General features: G+C 38.2%; 16 protein-coding genes. 7 read left to right on the plus strand and 9 right to left on the minus strand.

From position 1 onward, the window contains the following. Nucleotides 1-144: 144 nt before the first annotated feature. The 4 genes from ACDZ29_RS14155 to ACDZ29_RS14170 form a co-directional block, all read right to left on the minus strand. Entirely contained in the window at nucleotides 145-1,536 is a 1,392-nt protein-coding gene (locus ACDZ29_RS14155; protein ID WP_375087980.1) for a hypothetical protein, read from the minus strand. Between the two features lie 532 nt (nucleotides 1,537-2,068). Then, nucleotides 2,069-2,590, minus strand: coding sequence for a hypothetical protein (locus tag ACDZ29_RS14160; protein WP_375087981.1), 522 nt, complete (start codon nucleotides 2,588-2,590; stop codon nucleotides 2,069-2,071). Between the two features lie 16 nt (nucleotides 2,591-2,606). Continuing rightward, nucleotides 2,607-3,407 (minus strand): SAR2788 family putative toxin, encoded by an 801-nt coding sequence (locus ACDZ29_RS14165; protein WP_375087982.1) that lies wholly within the window; start codon nucleotides 3,405-3,407, stop codon nucleotides 2,607-2,609. Nucleotides 3,408-3,419: 12 nt separating this feature from the next. Next, complete coding sequence (locus ACDZ29_RS14170; RefSeq protein ID WP_375087983.1) at nucleotides 3,420-4,388, minus strand: S8 family serine peptidase; 969 nt, start codon at nucleotides 4,386-4,388, stop codon at nucleotides 3,420-3,422. A 469-nt stretch (nucleotides 4,389-4,857) separates the two neighbouring features. On the opposite strand from ACDZ29_RS14170, the gene ACDZ29_RS14175 reads away from it, so the two are divergent. The 6 genes from ACDZ29_RS14175 (at nucleotide 4,858) to ACDZ29_RS14200 (ending at nucleotide 10,181) form a co-directional block, all read left to right on the plus strand. After that, on the plus strand, nucleotides 4,858-5,067 hold the full coding sequence (locus ACDZ29_RS14175; protein ID WP_375087984.1) for a hypothetical protein: 210 nt from the start codon (nucleotides 4,858-4,860) through the stop codon (nucleotides 5,065-5,067). Between the two features lie 311 nt (nucleotides 5,068-5,378). Beyond that, nucleotides 5,379-6,443 (plus strand): C45 family autoproteolytic acyltransferase/hydolase, encoded by a 1,065-nt coding sequence (locus ACDZ29_RS14180; protein ID WP_375087985.1) that lies wholly within the window; start codon nucleotides 5,379-5,381, stop codon nucleotides 6,441-6,443. Nucleotides 6,444-6,660: 217 nt separating this feature from the next. After that, entirely contained in the window at nucleotides 6,661-6,951 is a 291-nt protein-coding gene (locus ACDZ29_RS14185) for a DUF3817 domain-containing protein (RefSeq protein ID WP_289317979.1), read from the plus strand. A gap of 197 nt (nucleotides 6,952-7,148) precedes the next feature. Further along, nucleotides 7,149-7,916 (plus strand): ABC transporter ATP-binding protein, encoded by a 768-nt coding sequence (locus ACDZ29_RS14190; protein ID WP_375087986.1) that lies wholly within the window; start codon nucleotides 7,149-7,151, stop codon nucleotides 7,914-7,916. Beyond that, the gene (locus tag ACDZ29_RS14195; protein WP_375087988.1) at nucleotides 7,903-9,822 is read left to right on the plus strand and encodes an ABC transporter permease; all 1,920 of its coding nucleotides are present in this window, start codon (nucleotides 7,903-7,905) and stop codon (nucleotides 9,820-9,822) included. The genes ACDZ29_RS14190 and ACDZ29_RS14195 overlap by 14 nt, the downstream gene beginning before the upstream one ends. A 5-nt stretch (nucleotides 9,823-9,827) precedes the next feature. Next, nucleotides 9,828-10,181, plus strand: a complete 354-nt coding sequence (locus ACDZ29_RS14200) for a YxeA family protein (protein WP_289323714.1) — start codon at nucleotides 9,828-9,830, stop codon at nucleotides 10,179-10,181. Between the two features lie 69 nt (nucleotides 10,182-10,250). On the opposite strand, the gene ACDZ29_RS14205 is transcribed toward ACDZ29_RS14200, so the two are convergent. Both ACDZ29_RS14205 and ACDZ29_RS14210 read right to left on the minus strand, forming a co-directional pair. After that, the gene (locus ACDZ29_RS14205; RefSeq protein WP_370013869.1) at nucleotides 10,251-11,639 is read right to left on the minus strand and encodes a sensor histidine kinase; all 1,389 of its coding nucleotides are present in this window, start codon (nucleotides 11,637-11,639) and stop codon (nucleotides 10,251-10,253) included. A 6-nt stretch (nucleotides 11,640-11,645) separates the two neighbouring features. After that, nucleotides 11,646-12,347 carry a response regulator transcription factor gene (locus ACDZ29_RS14210; protein WP_375087990.1) on the minus strand — a complete coding sequence of 234 codons (702 nt, stop codon included), beginning with the start codon at nucleotides 12,345-12,347 and terminating at the stop codon, nucleotides 11,646-11,648. Nucleotides 12,348-12,736: 389 nt separating this feature from the next. On the opposite strand from ACDZ29_RS14210, the gene ACDZ29_RS14215 reads away from it, so the two are divergent. Beyond that, a complete protein-coding gene (locus tag ACDZ29_RS14215; protein WP_375087991.1) occupies nucleotides 12,737-13,912 on the plus strand; it encodes an MFS transporter in 1,176 nt (391 codons plus the stop codon). 75 nt (nucleotides 13,913-13,987) lie between these two features. On the opposite strand, the gene ACDZ29_RS14220 is transcribed toward ACDZ29_RS14215, so the two are convergent. The 3 genes from ACDZ29_RS14220 to ACDZ29_RS14230 are packed head-to-tail and all read right to left on the minus strand — an operon-like array spanning nucleotide 13,988 to nucleotide 16,267. Next, on the minus strand, nucleotides 13,988-14,725 hold the full coding sequence (locus ACDZ29_RS14220) for an amino acid ABC transporter ATP-binding protein (RefSeq protein WP_289323718.1): 738 nt from the start codon (nucleotides 14,723-14,725) through the stop codon (nucleotides 13,988-13,990). A gap of 29 nt (nucleotides 14,726-14,754) precedes the next feature. Then, nucleotides 14,755-15,459 (minus strand): amino acid ABC transporter permease, encoded by a 705-nt coding sequence (locus ACDZ29_RS14225; RefSeq protein ID WP_289317971.1) that lies wholly within the window; start codon nucleotides 15,457-15,459, stop codon nucleotides 14,755-14,757. After that, nucleotides 15,443-16,267 (minus strand): amino acid ABC transporter substrate-binding protein, encoded by an 825-nt coding sequence (locus ACDZ29_RS14230; protein ID WP_370013871.1) that lies wholly within the window; start codon nucleotides 16,265-16,267, stop codon nucleotides 15,443-15,445. Before ACDZ29_RS14230 ends, ACDZ29_RS14225 begins: the two co-directional genes overlap by 17 nt. Nucleotides 16,268-16,417 lie beyond the last annotated feature (150 nt).

The following is a 16,417-nucleotide window of genomic DNA, read 5'->3' on the forward strand; positions in this document are numbered from 1 at the left end:
CAAATAAAAAAGAAAAAAAACATGAAGGATAACCAAGTCATTTTCAGGTTAGGGGTGAGACTAACCGAACCTCCTTATAAATATGGGAATGGAAATAGAGAGGCCGTTCCGTGCTTTAGAGCCTATAAACATCGATGTAGACAATTAAATGAGAAACATCGCGACTATCGTAGTAACTGCCAAACCAATGGTTACCGGAAGCAGATTCCGGCGGGCAAGTTCAAAGGGACTGACGTTACATATGGCGGCGGCAGGTATCAATGCCCATGGAATCAGGGTACCTCCGCCAACCCAAACCGCGGTTATTTGCCCGAGTGCAGTCAAGGTGGCGGTTCCGCTTCCGATTGCCGTTCCAAATAGTTTGGCGACCGATCCCGCTAAAGAAATGCCTGAGAATCCCGAACCATCCAACCCAGTGATCGCACCGATTCCCGTTAATGTGACAGCGGCTATTTCTTTCGTTAAAGGAACGGAGGCCGCTAATGCGGCACCGAGGTCATTGACGATGCCGAGGGATGTTTTTGGTAAATAGTCCCCGACGATCTGATTGAATCCAGAATCACCTAAATAGAAGAAAGCAGCGATTGGTATGACTGGTCCGAATACTTTGAAGCCAAATTGAAAACCCTGAATTAAATAGGCCGTTGATTTTTCAAGTCCTTGTTGTTTATGTGTGACAAGGGATAAAATCAGCAAAATGAAAACGGCTGTACCGCCAACCAACGCCGTTGCATCTCCGCCCTGGAGCTTCAAAATCGACAATGCCACAACATCCAACAGAAAGGCGATCGGAATGAAAACGGCAAAAAACTTCTTTTGTCCCAGTGTGAGCAGATCTTCACTGATTGTTTGATCTTGGACGATTCCCTCATTATCCGCCGCCTTGATTCTTCCAAGTTTCATATCCCGCTTTAAAAGGAGAAAGGCGGAAAGGGTGGTAACGACCCCCATTGTAATGACAAGGGGAATACTCGCGGCGATGACATCACCGACTGGTATTGAAGCGGCATCCGCAGTTAGTTTAGGTGCAGCTTGAATGATGAAGTCCCCTGATAATGCTATTCCGTGACCAAAAAGGTTCATCGCCATCGCTACGCCTAACGCAGGTAAACCAGCCCGTAATGCAACAGGGAGCAAAACAGCCCCGAGTAAGGCAACGGCCGGTGATGGCCAGAAAAACCAGGATATGATCATCATGACGATCCCGATTACCCAAAAGGCAAGTGTAGGATTTTTAATGAATTTAGCAAACGGTGCAATCATGACATCATTAATGCCGGACTTCGTTAAAACCGTGCTCATGGCAACTATGATGGAAATGATTAATATCGTGGACATTAATTCCGTGATTGCGAAAATGAAGCTGTTGAATATCCCGCTTATGGAGGATGCTAAACTGCCTGTAGCCACTAAAGCCAAAAGGAAAATACCAATTATGCAGATGAGGGTAGTATCACGACGTTTTACCATAAACCCGATTATCAATGCAATGAATACAACATAAATCCAATGGAGTGCCGTTAATTCCATCTCCATGATCCGTCCCCCTCATATATATGCCTAGTTACAGATTATGAAGGAGGTACGGGGTGGTGAGTTGTTTCATAAATTTAAAGGCTTATCTTATTTTCAACTTTTGATGAAAATATCGAGTTTAGGATGAGATTACTTGGTCAGAGTATTATTTCATTTGGTATATTGTGTATGGTAATCAACTTAGCCGAAATAGAAAAATGATGCAATAGAATCCGCATAGAACGAAGTTGGACAAGATTGATCTAAATAGGATTGATTTTAAAGCGAGTGACCTAAGTTGGACTGCATTATGAGAAAGATACTATTATAAATCACTCCTATAATACCCCCATTTAATTACTTCAGCAAAAAAAAATCGACCCTAAACATTTAGGAATCGACTTTTTATTAATATAGTCTAATAAGTGTAGGATCTACTTTAGAAAGGACTTTACTCGTTACTATTTTTTCTTTAAGTCAATATTTAGGAAGCTATCTTTCGTTAGCAAAGCGGAATTGTATTTTCATTTGCTTTTTGCGGTAATGGCCACAATTAATCTAAGTAGCCTAAATTTGAAAGGGCTTCTAAATAATCATGAAAATCTCTATTTTTCAGGTTGCAATCTTCTTTTTCGATTCCCATTAAGACGACTAATCTATGAAATAATCTCTCGCTATTCCCAATTGTTTTGAAATCTTTAATGTAACCATCACTGTCAACTCCTAAAAATATCACCAAATATTCTCCTTCTTGAATAAGAGTATATTCGATTTCTGCTTTTGTAGTTTCAGAAGGATCAAGTGTATATTGTTTGTTTAATTCTTTTAAACTTAGAAAATCACTTTTTTCTTGATCTGTAAATAAGTTGTGTAGAATTTCAACATTATCAATGATGTAACACTTATTATAATAATCCAATTCTTTTGGATCAACTAGAAAAGCCATCTCTTTTTTATCTAGTGATTTAGCAAGATATTCATTTATTAGAACATCTTCTACATCAGATAATAAAAATTTATTTGGTATCGAACGGTTAAGATATTTCTTGTATAGTTCTTCAATTTTTACATCCATAATTTATATCATCCTTTTAATAATAAAATGAATGGCCACCAGTACGATTATATAAGTGGAAGTGGTGATAATAACCTTCTGCAGAAGATTTACCTTTGTCTCTTTCAGGACCAATTGGTGTTTTGTTTTTCCCAGCCTCCCGTGCTATGGTTGCGGCATCAGTATACGAAACAGACCAAACATTGTTATTTTTTTTATCTGAAGATTTTAGTCGAGAAACTGCTTGTGTTTTTGAAAATGAATTTCCAATATATAAATCGCCCTTAGTTAGCATAGCCATATAGTGTTTATGTTTTTGCTTTTTAAGTTTGCTTGATACCTCTTTTACAGCGGTATAAGTTACACCAGCAATAACTACAGCCAATCCAGCAGAAATCAGGTGAGCAATTAAGGCTTCCCCTAATACTACACCTAGAGGAATAAACCACACAAGTGAGGCTTCAAATTCATTTGAATTAACATTATATTCCTCTCCATTCTCAGTATCAATAAATGTTGCTATGAATTCTTTATCTGTAGCTTCTTCAACTATGACATTATACGTTTTTTTTACAATCTCTCCAGTTTCATTTGGTTCACTTGAAACAATAGTAAATTCGTTACTTTCTTTATCAAGCGTAGCTTTAACAACAGTATCCTCTTCTTCGACTGTTGTTTGCACTGTAATTTCTTTATCTGAATTTTCGACAGTTTCTACCGCTGAGTCATTTGTAAGATTTGAACTATCCCCTTCTGCAAATGACACATTGATAAATGGAATCGAACTAAAAACTAAAGTTAACACTAGCAATATAGAAACTAATTTGCTTAATTTCATAATTTTTCCTCCCTATAGTTGAATTAAACCATGACCATAAATATTTTCGTCTCCTAATTCCAAAGACTTTTTCTTTAATACTTTATATACTTTATCGTGGTATGTAGGATCATATCGATCAGGTATATTAAATTTATTTTTATGTGTAAGTAAATTGGCTATTGAACCAGTTACATATGCTGCTGCAATAGAAGTCCCTTCTACATGTCCATAATTGTTGTTTGAAGTTGTTGTTATTATATCTACACCTGGTCCTACAAAATCAATTTTTCCTTTTGCAGAAAAACTTGCAATTTTCAAATCTGCAGTTACTGCATTTACTGAAATAACATTATCATAGCTAGCTGGATAATCACTCTTTAAACCATATTTATTTCCTGCAGAAGCTACTATAATTATTCCTGCTTCAACTGCTTTATTAATTACCTTTTTCAACTCAGGTTTATCATAAGGCATTCCAAAACTAATATTTATTAAATCCACATTGTTTTTTATTGCCCAGTCAATGCCTTTGGATAATGCTTCTATGTTACCTTTACCGTTATCAGACAATACTTTGATAGAATAAATATCAATGTTTGGCACAATCCCCTTAATCCCTAGGGTATTATTATTGGCAGCTATTATTCCGGCAACCGCAGTACCATGACCATATATATCTTCTACTTTTTCTTGAGGATTTATTGCGTTATACTCTCTAACAACTCTACCAACTAAATCTTCATGTTTCTTTTCGATTCCACTATCTAGTATTGCTACTTTAACCATCTGTTTATCTTCTACATTTTCAACTTCTAATTTTAAGCTTTCTCTTCCCCACGAATTTAATTGTCCATCCTTTTTACTTAACCATTCAAGGTCAGCTTTGCTATGATTTTCGTAGGATTTTTGATTGTCACCATAAAATAAATAAATTGAAATACCGATAATTATAACGATGACAAAAATTCCAAAAAAATATTTTTTATAAAACCACCCCATAAATGTAAAAATGATACAAAAAGTAAGTATATAGTAACTAAATATAATTGTAATTATAGTAAATTTTTATTTTGATATATTTTTAGATTATGGGAGAATAGTAATTCAAATTAATTACCCTTACTCATTTTGTGTATGCTTAAAAAAAAAACCAAATGAATAAATACAATATTAGTGAGCTACATTAATTGGCATTCCTGTTACTAAAGTCTTTCTCTAAAGGAGAGGGCTTTATTTTTATTTGCAAAATCAAATGATAAGGGAGCATTGTATTGATAATACAATGCTGCTAACCTTTAAATCCCTCGCTTTAATTTTCTTTCTCCGGTATAAGCGCTCTGCAGTAACAAAAGGTAGCTCATTAATCACTATCTATAAAACAGCAAGACCTAAATCAAGGTGGAAGTAGGCAAAAAAATGAAATCTAGGATTAGATATTGATGAAGGTGGTAGGATAGTAGGGATAGAGTTGTCTAAAATAGCTGGAAGTAGGAAAATTTATAGTGAAAATGGAGAGGAATTTTCATTCCGCTTAACGGAAAATGATATAAAAAGTAAGTTTAGTTTTAAAGGAATTGAATTTTGTTTCTCGGACTATGGTTATTTAGAATTTGTGGGATTTGATGTAGTTGATATAAAGAAGTACTATGAGGAATCTTTGAATTTCATTACAGAGTAATTCTAAAAGACAATAAATATTGAGGCTTAATAAAATTAATTCCACATGAAACTCTGATAAAATAGGTTCTTCTTTTATTTGAAAGGGGCTATTTTCATTTTTAAGGTAAATCAAATTATAGGCAAACTATCTTAACTAACACCGTAATATCAATTATTTTGAAATTGATATTACGTAATTGCAACAGCCCTATCTGGTCTTCTTATCTGAACTACTGACATATGAAAATTAAACGCTTATCTTCTTTATTTTCAACATTACTTCAAGTATTCTTAATTTGAATAGTAACTACTGTAAATGAGGGATAAGCCGTGAAGGAAATATATAGTGATGTCATACAATTTCGGGGTACACATTATGAGTTTGGATACATGCAAGGGGAGGAATTAAAAGATTCACTAACGGTAAAAAATCGTGAAGATCAGTGGAAGATCCGGCAGCCTCGGTTTACGGTTGAAGAGGAAGAGGTCAAGAAGGCGATTACACAATTCGCCCCTGGAGTTTGGGAGGAATTACTGGGGTTGCAAGATGCGCTTAAATGGCCAATTGAACGCGTGTTGCAGGAGTTCGGGGGATACCGTTTGGATTATGTTCGGTCGGGGTGCTCCATCATGACAGGCGATGATTATCTGATTCGCAATTATGATTACCATCCAAAGACATATGAAGGGCGCTATGTCTTATTCCAGCCAAGCGATCGAGGGTATTCAAGCATCGGCCCGAGTCAGCGAGGGACTGGCCGGATGGATGGAATGAACGAAAAAGGTTTGGTGATAGGCTATAACTTCATGAATCGCAAGAACCCTGGTGATGGGTTCATTTGTTGCATGATTGGCAGGCTGATTGTTGAATCTTGTGCGAACGTTCAGGAAGCGGTCGCGATGTTGAAGGAAATCCCGCATCGTCATTCTTTCACTTACGTCGTCTATGATAAAAGCGGAAGTACCTATATTGTGGAAACCTCTCCGAGAAATGTAGAGGTGCGCACGTCAAATGCCTGTACCAATCATTTTGAAATCATGAAACATGAAAATCGTAACCATCTTATCGATTCGAAACGCCGATTGGAAATTATACAAGATCATGAAGGGAACCTTTCATCTGCCTACGATGCTTATAGGTTGTTTAATGATACCAATCAAGGCGTCTTCTCGGATTTATATAGCAGCTGGGCGGGAACGATTCATACATCCGCTTATTTACCTAAGGAGATGAAAGCCTGGATCGCTTTGGGTGGGAACCAGGAGCCGACTTCAATAGATTTTGCGAAATGGCTCGAAGGGGAAGATGTTGAGTTAGAACGAATCAAAGGTGTAATTGATACGGATATTCCCTTCGTGCACATGGATGAGGGAGCGAATTGGTTTCGGAATTGAACGTCTTTAAGTAAAGTTGAACCCCTTACGTTGTTAACAGGCCCAATCCTTGGATTGGGCTTTTGCAAGTTTAATTTTAGGAAACGGTTCCTGGTACTATTTATTAGTGGATCTTCCAGTAATATAATATGATAGAGTAACATATTTTGGATTGGGGACAAGAAGCTGGAAGTCTGTTTGTGTGTCGTTCTTGTACAATGAATAAGGGGATGAGCGAATGTTTTCGACAGCTATTGGTTGGTTTCGGTTTATTACAATAATTGAGGGGATTTCATATGTTCTATTGCTTGCCATTGGTATGCCCATTAAGTACATATTGGATATTGGGGAAGCAACACTCATTTTGGGCAGCATCCATGGTTTCTTATTTGTCGTGTTTGGGCTTTTACTGCTCTATGTGAGCATTATATCAAAATGGTCCTTTTTAAAAATGGCGTTGATCTTCATCGTTTCATTCATCCCGTTTGGGAATTTTGTAATCGATCGCAGGCTATTGAAGCAAAGTTAAATGATAAGGGGCATACTCTAATATCGTAATTATTAAGTCCTTTGATGGTGTTTGAAAAATTCATAATGAAAAAACGTCTTCTTTTCAAAAGAAGGCGTTTTTTTTATGGATTTAAGCTTGCTGTAAGGTTGGCATAACCATGCTGTAAGGATGGGCATGTAAAGTATAAGTATCAACAAAATTAAGAGGTGAAACAAATGGAACCATTATTAAAAGTGGATAATATAAAAAAAACTTATGGTAAATCAAGTGCTGCCTACACAGCGTTGGAAAATATATCTTTTGATATTCATGCAGGAGAGTTTGTAGGGATCATGGGACCTTCTGGGGCAGGGAAATCGACGTTGCTTAATATGTTAGCAACTATTGACTCGCCAACTGAAGGGGAAATTTATATGAATGATACGAGCATTCACGATATGAAGGGAGCTGACTTAACAGATTTCAGACGTGATAATCTCGGTTTCATCTTCCAGGATTACAATTTGCTCGACTCTTTGACTGTGAAGGAAAATATATTATTACCACTGGCGATTGCGAAAATTCCAGCGAAAGAAATTACTATCTTAGTGAATCGCATTGCAACAGTATTTGGGATTGAGGATTTATTAGCTAAATATCCATACCAAATTTCCGGTGGCCAGAAGCAAAGAACAGCTGCAGCCAGAGCACTGGTGACAGAGCCGGCACTGATCCTGGCAGATGAGCCAACAGGTGCACTTGACTCAAAATCTGCGACAGGTCTGCTCGAAAGTTTAAGTGAACTGAATGAAAATAATAATTCTACCATTATGATGGTGACGCATGATGCTTATGCCGCAAGCTTCTGCAGGCGCATTATTTTCATCAAGGATGGTACGCTTTCAACAGAAATTTACCGTCGTGGCAAAACACGTAAAGCTTTCTTCCAAGAGATTTTGGATGTCCTTGCAACAATTGGAGGTGAGGTAGATGACGTTATTTAGTCTAGCGAGAAAAAATATTGCACGAAACCTCTCCCAATATTTTTTATATATCGCATCGATGGTTTTTAGCATTATCATCTACTTCACATTTGTAACATTAAAATATAGCGACACAGTTGCAGAACAAACGGCTTCATCACAAAAATTAGGTTCATTAATGAGTGGTGCGGCAGTCATCCTGATTTTCTTCGTTGCCATTTTCATTGCCTATTCAAATTCATTCTTTATGAAAAAACGTAAAAAAGAAGTGGCATTATATGCATTGCTTGGCGTACGTAATCGTCAAATTGGTTTTATGCTCTTCTTTGAAAACCTATTGCTTGGTTTGGTTTCATTAGTTGTCGGGATTTTCCTTGGATTCCTTTGTTCAAAAGGATTCATGACGATTTTGATTTATTTAATGGGCTATGATGTCATAGCACCATTTACTTTTTCGGGATCTGCAGCATTGAACACCTCAATCGTATTTCTTATTATTTTCTTGGTGACATCATTCCAGGGTTATCGTTTAATTTATCAATTTAAACTAATTGATCTCTTCCATGCATCGAAAAAAGGGGAAGCAGCCCCGAAGCCATCAATGATTGTAGCCATTCTGGGAATTTTCCTGATTGTCATGGGTTATTGGTTGGCGATGCAAGATCTTTTTACTTCTAAAGTATGGGAAAAGGTCGGGTTTTTAATGACAGCACTCATTATATTGACAACAGTTATTGTCGGTACGTTTCTCTTGTTTCATAGCGTGACAGGCTTTGTGTTAGCCGTGATTAAGAAAAATGAAAAATGGCTATGGAAAGGCCTTCATTTAATGACGATCTCGCAACTGCTGTATCGCATTCGGGGTAATGCACGTACATTGACCGTAATTGCGGTGTTAAGTGCTACAACGGTAACGGCCGGCGGTGCGGTTTATGGTCTTTATTACAATGCAAATGACCAAGTTATGACCGTTGATCCGAATACCTTCATGTATCAGCTATCGGATGCAAAAAGCGATCAACAAGTGAGCGCTGTATTGTCAGATACAAAGTATGATGAAAATATTGAAGCGCTATCTGTCACATTTAATACGAAAGAATTAAACATGCCATCAGCATTCGATAGCTCTGATAAAAGTATTTACACGGTTATCGACGAAAAAACATATAACAAATTAGCGGAAGTTCAAGGCAAGGAAGCACTACTTGTGAATAATGACAATGCAGTCATTTTGGATATTGGATATGACAAAAGGTTCTCACCTATATATAAGGACAAGACCATCACGACAGAAAACAACACGGCAATCACATTCCAAAGTTTTAAGACACAAACAGTTTTAAATGCCGGAACAGCAGGCATTGCAGTGGTAGTATCGAATGATCAATTTAAATCATTGCAAAAAGAAGGGGAATCCCTAAAATATCGTGTTATCGGTGTTGAACAAGCTTCCAAGGATTTATCAGAAAAAATTGCAACACAATTACCTGAAGAAGCGCTATTTTCCAGTGCCCCTCAAGATTTCCAAACAAGTATCGAGGGTGTGGGCTCATTGCTCTTTATCGGAAGTTTTCTTGGTCTGGTTTTTTTAGCTGCAACAGGCAGTATCATTTACTTTAAAGTTCTAACTGAAGCAGAGGAAGATAAATCGCAATACAATATGCTTCATAAAATGGGCGTTAATGCAAAAGAAATGCGGAAATCCATTGCATCACAAGTATTCGTAATCTTTTTCGTACCACTGACAGTGGGGTTATTACACAGTGCAGTTGCTTTAAAAGCCTTCTCGGGCTTATTGATGATGGACCTGGCAAAACCTGTGTTGATCTGGATGATTGCTTATACGGTTATCTACGGTCTGTATTATTTCTTAACAGTAGCTTCCTACAATCGTATTATCACACAAAATAATAAAACAGAAGGATGATCGAGATGAAGAAATTTCTTATGGTAGTTGGCATTTTGTTTATACTGGGAGCGGCAGGAGTCTTCGCGCTTACTAAAATAGACTTTAACCGTATGAATGCCGATAATTATTATTTGCAAATTATAGAGGATGGGGTAAAACATGAAACCAAACTTGATGATGGTTCAGTGATGACCTACTATTCTTATAAACTGGACGCAAAGAATGCAGATGGTGAAACAATACCACTTGAATTCACGGCACAAAAAAATCTTCGGAAAGATGCTTACTTGAAGATGTACGTGAAAAATGGGGATGAAGTTTCGTCATATGATGAAGTGAAATTTGAGGAAATTCCAAAAAAGGCACAAACAAAATAAATAGGGAAGTAGGGCTGTCTCCAATAAGTAAGAGGAGTACAGCCCTTTTCCTGTTAAGTAAAATGTGCATTATAAAAGGATAGTAATGGTGGTTCCCTTATTTTCAACGCTAGTCAAATCAAGTTTTCCATTATGAGCCAGAATGATGTCTCTTGCAATGGCCATACCTAGTCCAGTCCCATGTGTACTGGCAGTATTCGTACCTCGATAATAGCGTTCAAAAACCTGTTCTAAATCTTCGGAGGGAATACCGCGGCCATTATCGGTAATTGTAATTTTGGTATGAAGTTCCGATTCTAGACGAATATCATCAATTTGTATTTGCACAATGACATTTTCCTCATTGTGCACGAGTGCGTTGTAGATAAAGTTAAAAATCGCCCGCTTCAGTAATTTTTTATCCACTTTATGTTTTGCCATGTCCACATTTGCCTCAAATTCAACCTGTCGATCACCAAGTTGTGAATCATTTAAAAGCTCGATTGTCATTTCCCGTATAAACCCCACGATTTCTACATCTTCAAATTGCAAGGGGAGTCTTTGATTCCGCAAACGCATCGTTAAATTTAGGTCATCTAACAAATCTTTCATATAAGTGGACTGTCTATTAATAATGGATGAAAACTCATACAATTCCTGTGGTGTTAAATCTGTGGCGTTGTCTTTCATCAATTCTGTATACCCATGGATGGAAGCAAGTGGTGTCTTCATGTCATGTGAAACATTGCTAATCCATTCCTCACGCATTTTGTCGAGAAGATCACGTTCTTTCTCATACTGATCTAGCTTTACAGACAGTTCATTCATATTGTGAAATACATCTTCATAAACGCCTTTTGGTATGCTCATCTTTTTAAAACGTCTTTCACGAAGCTGCTGAATTCCTTCTATTAAAGTGTTAAGTGGTGTCGTTAATCTTTTACCAAATAATAGTCCAATGACTAGGGCAATAATGATATCCACGGTTAAAAACAGTAAAAGTATGATGTTGATGTAATTTAAAATGTGAACATAATTATAGGACAGTACATATCGGCCTATTCCTCGATCTTTAACCCCTACAAAATAGCTGAAATCATGAGCTTCGCCGGCAAAAACAGTCGTCTCTGCATCAATTTCTTTATACTTATACATTTGGACGATTTCAACAGGGGAATATACGGTTGGCAATTTTTGAGGTGTGTAATAGGCTGCGACTTGTTCACCCTTATCATTCAAAAATTGTATCCAGGCGTTTGTGTTCCGCAGTTTTTCCAGTCCTTCTTCATTTACCATTGGTTTGCCATCTATTAGCTCTACATATTGTGAAAAAGATCGGCTAAAGTTTTCCGCAGATTCCTCTTCCGTGTCGAAATGAACAAAGAGTAAGCTTAAGAGTAAAATTGTATTTACAATCCCTACGATTACAACTATTGTCACAACGGATCCTAAAAAGCGCCGTGTCAATTTCCACTTCATCTTGTTTCACCCCTTGGTTTGTAATTTATAACCAAGCCCTTTAACGGTTATTAAAAACAAAGGCTTTGAAGGATCCACCTCGATTTTTTCGCGTAAACGGCGAATATGTACCATCACTGTATTATCAGAGCCAAAGAAATCATCACCCCACACATGTTCAAACAAAGTCTCCTTGCTCAAGATCTGATTCGGGTGATGCATAAAACAGCTCATCAGCCCGATTTCTTTAGCTGTGAGCTCGATTGTGTTGCCATCCTTTATCACTTCATTTTCATTGGCACTAAGCTCAAAAGGACCAACTTGTAATTTTTTCGGAGCCGCTTTGTCCTCTGAAAAGCCAGCACGTCTCAGCTGTGCCTTTACTCGATAGGCAACTTCTTTCGGACTGAAAGGTTTGGTAATATAATCATCCCCGCCTATTGCCAATCCTAAAAGCTTATCAATTTCCTCATCCTTTGCGGACAAAAATAAAATCGGAACATTGGACACTTCACGAATTTGCTTGCATAAATCATATCCTTCACCATCTGGAAGCATAATATCTAGCAAGACTAGTGCAGGATTGAATTCCTGAAACTTTGCCCATCCATCGGCAATCGTCCCTGCCGTAATAATATTTGGAATACCTTCCTTATGTAAAACTGTCTCCATGAGACGTGCTAAATCTTCTTCATCGTCAATAATTAAAATACACTGACCATTTGACATTCTTCTACCTCCCAAACATCAATCATACCCTACAGTATAGAGTACCCTTCAGCAAAAAATAAGGGAAAGTGAAAGATATTTCTTATAAGTTATGAATTTTGGCATCCATTCCATAAGTTTCACGAAACACGTAAATGAAAATGTACTGTAAGGATCAGGGACCCCGATGCCTAATCTCTATTTAGTTTAGGAGGTTTCTTTTCATTTGGGGAGAAAGAAGATGGCGCTTCATACTGATTTGGTAAAGGTTGTATGATAAACTGTTTAAAGTATTGCTAGGCAGTTCATGCTAAGTATTATGATTCAGGACGTCGTTCCTGTACTTTAAAACAAAAACTTTCTAAAAAATGTACTCAACGAATGTGGAAGAATAAAAGGAGAAAAAAATAATGGAAACAAAAAAGGTGTTACCCGTTCTTTTTTTAGTGATGTTTTTAGTCATGGTCGGATTTGGGATCATCATTCCCGTCATTCCGTTCCTCGCTGAAAAGGTTGGCGGCAGTCCTACTGAGCTTGGTCTTTTAATGGCTGTTTATTCGTTAATGCAATTATTTTTTGCCCCGATGTGGGGACGTATATCTGATCGGATAGGACGTAAGCCTGTCATGATAATCGGGATTGCTGGATTGGCCCTTTCATTTTTCATCATGGCCTCGGCAGATTCTTTATGGCTATTATTTGTAGCCAGGATCGTTGGCGGGATTTTGTCATCGGCAAACATGCCAACAGCAATGGCGTATGTGGCTGATATCACGACGCCGGAAGATCGGGGAAAAGGGATGGGAATCATCGGTGCTGCTACAGGGCTAGGGTTCATCTTTGGTCCGGCGATTGGTGGGATATTCTCCAAATCAAGTTTGAATTTACCTTTTTACATTGCTGGAATTTCCTCTTTGATCACACTAATCTTAGTGATTGCGATACTGAAGGAATCACATACGGTTGAAAAGAGGGCCCAACAGTCTAAAAATAAAGAGTCCATGTGGACAGCCTTTAAAGGGCCACTTACCTCCATGTTCATCCTACAATTGATCGTCACGCTTTCAATGGCGGGACTCGAAACGACTTTTGCCTATTTTGCAGCAAAAAAAGCTGATATCACTCTTGTTCAATTAGGCTATATCTTTATGATCATGGGGTTTGGCAGTGCGATTGTTCAAGGTGGATTAGTGGGTAGGATGACTAAGAAATACGGGGAAGGCGCGGTTATCCGAGTAGGAATCATCGTATCGGCAGTTGGTTTCATTCTCATCCTGTTTTCTACCGGTTTCTGGACATCTGCGGTCTTCCTAACGATTTTCGGAGTGGGTAATGGGTTCATCCGACCTGCAATTTCGGCCTTGCTGACCAAAAGTTCCATGTCGGGGCATGGAAGTGTCACTGGACTGCTTTCTTCCTTCGACTCGTTCGGCAGGATTGCAGGCCCTCCGATAGGCGGTTGGTTATTTTCGATTTCAATAGATTTGCCATTTATATCTGGAGCGATCCTTTCCGTTTTTGCTTTGATTCTTTTTCAGCTTTACCATGCACGGACAAGGACTAAACAGGTCCAAGCCTCTCATTAATCTAATGAAGAAAAACCCCCCATTTTCCAAAAAAAATGGGGGGCAGGGACGGTGCTTGAAAAAGCATCGTTTTTTTTATTGAATCATATTGAGGAACTTGCGTGTACGTGCTTCTTTAGGGTTTGTGAAAATTTGTTCGGGTGTTCCCCGTTCCATTATTTTTCCTTCATCCATGAAAATGACTTCGTCGGCGACCTCACGGGCGAAACGCATTTCATGGGTTACTACGATCATTGTCATGCCTTCTTCTTTCGCCAGGTCTTTCATCACCTGTAACACGTCTCCAACTAGTTCAGGATCTAGAGCGGAAGTGGGTTCATCGAATAGCATGACCTTAGGTTCCATGGCCAGCGCCCTTGCAATGCCGACTCGTTGCTGCTGTCCGCCGGACAATTGAAAAGGATAAAAATCGATTTTTTCACCTAAGCCCACTTTTGTAAGCAGGGCAGCAGCCGTTTCTTTCGCTTCATGTTTGGCTATATTTTTTACGATGATGGGGCCTTCCATTACATTTTCCACAGCTGTCTTGTGGGGGAAGAGATTATAGCTTTGGAAAACCATCCCTGTCAAGCCGCGAAAAGATGTAATCGATTTTTTTCTAACGGTTTTTTTGAAGTCCATTACGGTTTGATCGATTTCAATCGTCCCGTCCGTTGGCACCTCAAGGAGATTCAAACACCGAAGAAAGGTTGTTTTACCTGAACCCGAAGGACCGATCAATACAATGACTTTACCTTGCTCCACTTCCAAATCGATGCCCTTTAAAACTTCAAGGTCACCAAACGATTTATGAAGATTCTTAATGTTGATCATTTTAAAATCCCCTTTAACTACTGCGGTTCTTATTTTGCTACATAACGATTGAGTCTGTCTTCTAAACTTCCTTGAATGAAGGATAAAATGGTACACAAAATCCAATATAAAGCAGCCGCTTCCATGTAAAGTAGTAGAAATTCATAGTTTTTTGCAGCGATCTCCTGAGCTTTACGGAATAATTCCGTTACAAGAATGAGTGATGCAAGCGATGTATCTTTTAAAAGGCTAATGAACGTGTTTGATAATGGGGGAACGGATACACGCGCTGCTTGCGGCAAGACGATCCGCTTTAAAGCTTGGGTATATGACATCCCGATCGAATAGCCCGCTTCCCATTGTCCTTTAGGTATGGATAAAATGGCCGCTCTTATAATTTCAGAAGCGTATGCTCCAACACTTAATGAGAATCCGATAATAGCCGATATAAAAGGACTGATGGTTACACCTAAATTTGGAAGTCCATAGAAAATGATAAATAATTGCACAAGTAATGGTGTCCCGCGGATGATTGACACATATACTCGCGCAATTATTTGAAAGATCCTAATGGAAGATAATCTAGCTAATGCTGTGAGTACAGCGAGAATAAGGCCGAGAACAAATGAAATTAGCGTTAGTGGAATTGTATATTGAATAGCTCCCTCTATCATCGGATAGAGGGAGGTTTGAGCGATGGAAACAAGCTGGTCCATACGCTCGGGGTCGGTGAAAATATTACTTAGGAGAAACATCTTCACCAAACCATTTATCCGAGATTTTTGCGTACGTGCCGTCGTCTTTCATTGCTTTTAATGCTTTGTTTACTTCTTCCACTAATTTGCCGCTGTCTTTTCTGAACATTAAACCACTGGCGACTCCGCTTTCTTCCTCATCAGCGACTTTTATAGGTGCATCAGGGTGTTGCTTTTTATAATCAAGGTACGACAATTTGTCATTGATCGTCGCATCTACACGTTTAGAACCAATAAGCTGTACAGATTGAGAAAATCCTTCAATACCGGTAACTTCAGCACCATGTGATTTGGCTAGATCATTGTAGTTACTCGTTAAAGATTGTGCAGAGGTCTTACCTTTCAAATCATCAAAGGATTTAATATCCGAATTGTCTTTGTGTACAAGCAATACGGCTCCGGATTGAATATATGGGTCAGAGAAATCATATTTTTTTTGACGGTCTTCATCGATGCCCACTTGGTTTGCGATCATATCAAAACGTTTAGCATCCAATCCTGCAAACATGCCGTCCCATTGTGTTTCCTTGAATTCAGCTTTCACTCCAAGGCGTTTTGCCACTTCTTTAGCAATTTCAACATCAAACCCCGTTAGTTTATCTGAATCATCGTGGAATGTGAAAGGAGGGTATGTACCTTCTGTTCCAACTGTTAATACGCCATCGTTTTTAACTTTATCATATAGATTTTCTTGTGAAGAAGATTTATTGTCGGTATCGTTTGCCTCATTTTTTGTATTGGTACCACAAGCGGTAAGTACAACCGTGAAAGCTAACAATATCGATAAAAGTGCAACCATTTTTTTCATTTGGGTAAACCTCCTAGTAATCTGATAGGGATTGATACTCTGTGATACTATACAAGAAAAGGAAAAAAGTCAATGAAAATAACTTATATGATTAGTGTTAATGAAACTTGGTGAATTATACGGATTTTCACGCATTGAAATGAAATAATA

This window comes from Peribacillus sp. RS7 (assembly GCF_041956845.1).
Classification (GTDB): Bacteria; Bacillota; Bacilli; order Bacillales; family DSM-1321; genus Peribacillus.